General features: G+C 68.9%; 3 protein-coding genes and 1 tRNA gene. All 4 read right to left on the bottom strand.

Annotation, left to right across the window (positions count from 1 at the left end):
- Position 1: 1 nt before the first annotated feature.
- A tRNA-Arg gene (locus MFF42_RS01840) sits at positions 2-75 on the bottom strand.
- A gap of 604 nt (positions 76-679) precedes the next feature.
- On the bottom strand, positions 680-2,791 hold the full coding sequence (locus MFF42_RS01835; RefSeq protein WP_238254146.1) for a hypothetical protein: 2,112 nt from the start codon (positions 2,789-2,791) through the stop codon (positions 680-682).
- Positions 2,788-4,110: an RAMP superfamily CRISPR-associated protein gene (locus tag MFF42_RS01830; protein WP_238254139.1), complete on the bottom strand. Its 1,323-nt coding sequence runs from the start codon at positions 4,108-4,110 to the stop codon at positions 2,788-2,790. Before MFF42_RS01830 ends, MFF42_RS01835 begins: the two co-directional genes overlap by 4 nt.
- The coding region (locus MFF42_RS01825; protein WP_238254137.1) for a hypothetical protein at positions 4,107-5,215 on the bottom strand (1,109 nt) is incomplete at its 5' end. The genes MFF42_RS01830 and MFF42_RS01825, both read right to left, overlap by 4 nt.

The raw sequence follows: 5,215 nt of genomic DNA, 5'->3' as shown, positions 1-5,215 counted from the left end.
GCGCACCCGACACGATTCGAACGTGTGACCTTTGCCTTCGGAGGGCAACGCTCTATCCAGCTGAGCTACGGGTGCTGACCGTGGCTCGTGAGTAGCCCAACTGAACCGTCGACGCAACGGCGCTTTGCGGAGCGGTGGAAGGCCCTGGTCGCTCAATGGGATGAACGCATGGCCCTCCTCAGGCAAAGGTCACACGTTCGAATCGTGTCGGGTGCGCGACGAGCGGCGGAGGGGCTGCTCAAGCGCCGGCAATGTGTCCGCGGATGCGGACGGCGTGCGACGCTGTTGAGGCGCATGTGCCGCGAGCGCGCCGCGACTGGCTATGTCACGCCCACCGGAATGCAGCGATCTGGACTACCGGCACTCCCATTAGCCTCGCTGCTTGCTCGAGGCGCTGACGGACTTCGGCGGCTGCCGGGGTTACCACTCAAAGGCACCTGCCATGCTCAAGCGACTTTCATCGAGGGTCGGAGCTGTGGCAGGCGTCGCGCTTGATGCCTAGCTCCCGAGCGAGGCCCGTAGGCCTCCTCGCGGACCAAGAGCCCGCTTTGCCAGAGTGGTGTCGAGCGGGCAGGTCATGTCGCGACCTGTGGCCCCTACCATGTCAAGGTTGAGCTCCCTCGTGACCGTCGGGTCCGCCGCTCAGGACCCTACCGGGATCAGGTGCGAGACGAGACCCTTAGAGCAGATCGGGCAAGCGGTTGCGCCTTGCTCCGCGTGAAAGGCGCCCCTTCTTCGCCTCTTCGCGATGTTGGCGGTAGGCCTCGAGGCTCGACACGGTGAGCTGCGCCGCCGCATTCTGACCCGTCGCCGGGTTTGCGCAGGCGCGCAGGGTCCGGATCTCCTCGCGCTTGCCGTAGTCTCCCTGGAGGCATTCAGTCATGTAACGCTCGAACAGGCTGAGCCAGGGGCGCAGCGTCGTCGGATCGGAGGGGGGCTGCGCCATGTTGATGACGCGCAGCCCCTTCGGGATCGTCACGCACGGCGAGAGCGCGCCGTAGCCGAACCCCTTGGCCCGCCCGGCCTGATGCCAGTGCCCGCCCTCTCCATCGCCGAAGGTGAGCGCCCACAGCAATGCGCCGAACTCGACCGGATGCAGGTTGTGGACGCGCACCCGGCTCTGAAACACGGTGCCCGCGGGCAGGAACCGCACGCCCGTCACAGTGTCCTCGTTGCCGTTGCCCTGCGGCCACTGCGTGTCCGGCACCGCCGTGCGGCGCGCCACGGTGCGCTTGCGGCCGGCCGGCACGGCATCCGGGTGGCTGTAGTCCACCGGGGTGCCATCAGGTTCCGCATCCTCGCTCCGGGCAAGGTAGAACGGCCAGAAGCTCTCGCGCGGCTGGGCGAACACGCCCCGGCGGATAACGCCCTCGGGCCGCGTCTTCTCCGGCGCCCAGGCTACGTCGAAAGCGACGCGCCCGCGCAGCGCCTGTTCGTGCTTGCTCCCATCCGCGTGCTCCTGTTCGGCGACCCGCGTGTTGGCGCGGTCAACCTCGCCGAACAGGGCGCGCGCGAAGTCCCAGCCGAGCGGCTCGTCGAGCCGTGGCACGCGATAGGGCTTGCCAGGTTCGCCGTAGAGGCGCTGCGCCACTTCTCCCACCGAGTAGGCGTAGGGCACGCGGATCACGCGCGAGAGGCCGAACCAGAAGGCCTGTCGGCCGGGCGGCGCAGAGAAATCGATGGCGGGGTTGCGGTTTTTCAGGTCGCCGTGCCAGTGCCAGAAGACAGGGATGCCAGGCAGCTTGGCCGGATCGTCCAGGAGCCTGTCGAGCGGCTGATCGTCCGCATCGGCCTCAAACCCGGACAGGGCGTCTTCCCACCCGAAGGCCCTCAGCCAAAAGCGCCATGCCCCGCGCGGATTGGCACCCGTGCGCGAGACGTCGCCGTGCTGCCGGTGGAACACGCTCATCCAGGCATTGGGGATGACGATCGCCTGATCGGCATCGACCGGCAGCGGAAACAAGGCCTCGTGCGTCTTAAGCACGCCGGCCTTCCTGTCCTCGCGCCGGCTCGATCCCTCGCGCGCATCCTGCTGGTAGGGGCCCGTCACCACGAGCACCAAGTCCTTGCCGGGATGGGTGGCGGACTGGAAGGAGACCGGAACCGTCGGATCCTTCCGCAGATAGGCGCGCGGGATGCCGGATTTGGCGGACGGGCGCGAGCCGGCCGGACCGTAGAGAGCCTGGATCTTACGCAGCCGAAGGTGGGGCGGCAGCGCTCGCAGCTTGTCCTCGACATCCATGCTCACTTGCCAGTGAGCCGAGTCGATCTTCCTACCCGGCGCTCCCGATCCTCCGAGGGCGACCTCCTGAAGGACGCTCTCGAACGGCACGCGCACGAAGCGGCTCTCGGTGTGCCGCCCTCGCAGGAATAGCCACGTATCGCGCGTCGCGTCGTAGCGCAGCCAGCCCGCTCGGACATCGTCGCGCGCAATGGCATGATGATCGCCGTGTCCGACGAAATCCCGCACGCCGTGGTGGCGCGCGTCGTTGATGCGGCCCAGATGCGAGAACGTGGCCGCCTCCAGCACGGCCCGGATCATTCCGCGCTGGGTCGTCCCCGGCAGCGCATATCGCCCACCGATCTGCAGGGGCTCGACTGCGCGCCCCTCGTCGGCCGCTGCGCCGACGCAGATAGGCGTGCGTGCCGTCCACGTGACCGTCAGCGTGCCGGACACGCTGCCCTCGGCGAGCGGGCGCTCGAAGGACAGGACCTCGCGACGCACCGGCGGCTCGACTACGAGGCCCGGCGCGACCGGCACGAAGCGGAAGGTGGCGTAGGTCTCGCTCACGGCATCGCTCCCTTTACGCGCTTCACGTCGAACCACCCGAAGCCACGGTTCGTCGCGTGGCCGAGCAGCAGCACGTCCCCGTCGAGGTCGTCGAGCAGTTCCTTGAACAGGGCCGTGTCCGCCGCCAGCGGGTAGGTAACGCCCTCGACCACGCGCGTTTCGAGGTTCAGATCGAGATCGAAGCCGACATTCACGTAGGCCTCGTGCACGAACAGGGTCGACTCCAGCACCGCGCCGGTGAACCGGTCGAGGGCGATCGAGGTCAGATCGTTGTCCGGCTGCGGTTCAGAGGTCGGTTCGAGAGCGGCAATCCGCAGAAGACCGCGAAAGCCCGACACGCCGAACAGGCGCTCGACCGGCTGCAGCTCAGCCGGCGTCTTCCAGCTCGAGGGCTTGCGGAAGCGATCCTCCGGCTCGGACCCTCCGGCTGCGCAAAGCCATGCCGCCCGGGCGCGCAGCACGCCGGCGATCGACTCAGGCCGAAGCACCGGGGTTGCAGCGTCGCGGCGTAGTGCTCCAATGCGATTGCCGCTTCCGCGCTGGGGATCCACCGAGGCGAACGGACCTGGACAATGCAGGGCAAGGCGCACGTGGTGACCTGCCTTCTGCGGTGGCGCGCACACGGTCAGGCGGGTCCAGCGAGTGTCGCTGACCACCTCGCCCATTGCGGGGTCGAAGCGGGTTTCGGCGATCTCCAGCGCGCATGGATCGAGCCGGGCGCGGCCGAGGCCGTTGCGTCCGCCCGACCCGAGCGCGAGGCCACCTTTCGCCGCGAACGGACTGAGGAGAATGGGCAGGTTGCGCTCGGCCTCCGCGCGTGGCCCGAACCAGGTGCCCTCGACCTCGAAGCGGCTGCCGGCGGGCACCATCTCGACCGTGAACAGCTTGCGGTGGTCGGCCGTGCTGCTGTCGCGGTCGATCGCGACGCCGGTGGCGAGGTAGGTGCCTTCGGTCTCAGACCACAGCGGCAGATCGGCGCCGGCGCGATAGGGCTCCGCCCTGCCACCGTAGAACGCGAAGCGGCCCATCTGCCCCGCGTCGCCTTCCTTGATCTCGCCGAACCAGCCGGACACGTCGGCGGCCTCCGCGCGAAACGCCTTGCGCAGTGCGCCTTTCAAGGCGGTCGGGGGTAGGAAGGGGCGCCCGGCGTGATCGCGCGCCACGAGCGCGACGCGCGGACCTTCTTTCGCCTCGCCCTCGGAAGCTGCCCGGCCGGCCCGAGGGCGAAGCGCGGAGAGGGACTGCTCGGCGCCCGTGCCAATGTGAAGGTCGGCCAGCAGCTCGAGGGTGAACCGGAAGCGAACGTGAGCAAGGCTCATGCTGAGCCTCCAAGGCCTGTCCCGAGCCGCACGGCGCCGTATCCGTTCCCGGGCACGAACGGACAGTCGCGCCAGCTACGTGTTGACAGGGCGCGCGGCAGCGGCAGGCCCCGGCTGAGGAACGAGGCGATCGCCGGATTAGCATCCGACGGCAGATCGAAGGCGATGACCGAGCCTGCCGTAGTCAGGAGCCATGGCCGATACCCGGCGTCCTGTCCGCGATAGCGAGCAGCGAGATAGCCGCCCACGCGACGATGACGGGCGTAGCACACGACGTTTAGGCTCTCAGGAGGCACCTGTGGGCCGCCGCGAGCCAGGATCGCCTCTGCGAGGTAATCCGCCACGTGCCGGTCGAGCGGAACGGTGCCGTCCTCCTCGCCCGGCGCGTGCAGGAGCGCCTCGCTCTCGAGAACCAGGCAGGTGCGCCCGGTCGGTGCCGGAACGTGCGCGCGAGGGGATGGGGTCACTTCGGCCTGCGCCGTGACCCGCGTCTTGCCGAAGCCGTCGATGCGCGCGGGAAGTGCGGCCAGCAGCGTTGCGAACGCTTCAGGCGTCGCCTCGCCTTGCGCCAGCGTGCCAGACCAGACGTGATCGCCCGGAACGACCGCCGCCGACGAGAAGAGCTTCTTTTCGTCGGCGACGCCGGACGCGGCGACCGCCGTGCGGGTGCGGGCGTCGTAGCGCGGGATGAAGGTGTGGTGAAAGCGTGCGTTGAGTGCCTCGAGCGCTTTGCCCGATTTCCAGTCGGGTTCGAAGCGCACCACGCCGGCCGAGGCCCATTCAACCGGATCGTCGCTCAGGGCATCGAACGCTGCGGTCTCGTCACCGACGAAGTAGGCGCTGAGCGGGACGGCCCGTGGACGCGCGGCCCCTTTCCGGTGCGGAGCGAGATGGCCGAACACGACTTGGCCGAGCACCTCGTGCAGGGGATGGGTAGGGTCATCGGCGCCGAGAGCGGACGCAACGACGGCCTTCAGCGCGCTTCCCGGAACCACCGTTCCACCACGCACGCTGTTGCCGCCCCAACTCGTCGCCGCCACGAGGAAAGGCCCCGCGAAGGTCAGCGTGATGTTCGCTCGACCGTCGCTGGCGAGGGCGGCGATAG

It is taken from the genome of Methylorubrum podarium, from assembly GCF_022179745.1.
In the GTDB taxonomy this organism is placed as follows: Bacteria; Pseudomonadota; Alphaproteobacteria; order Rhizobiales; family Beijerinckiaceae; genus Methylobacterium; species Methylobacterium podarium.
Note: the sequence above shows the minus strand (reverse complement) of the source record. Positions and strands in the feature narration are given on the sequence as shown.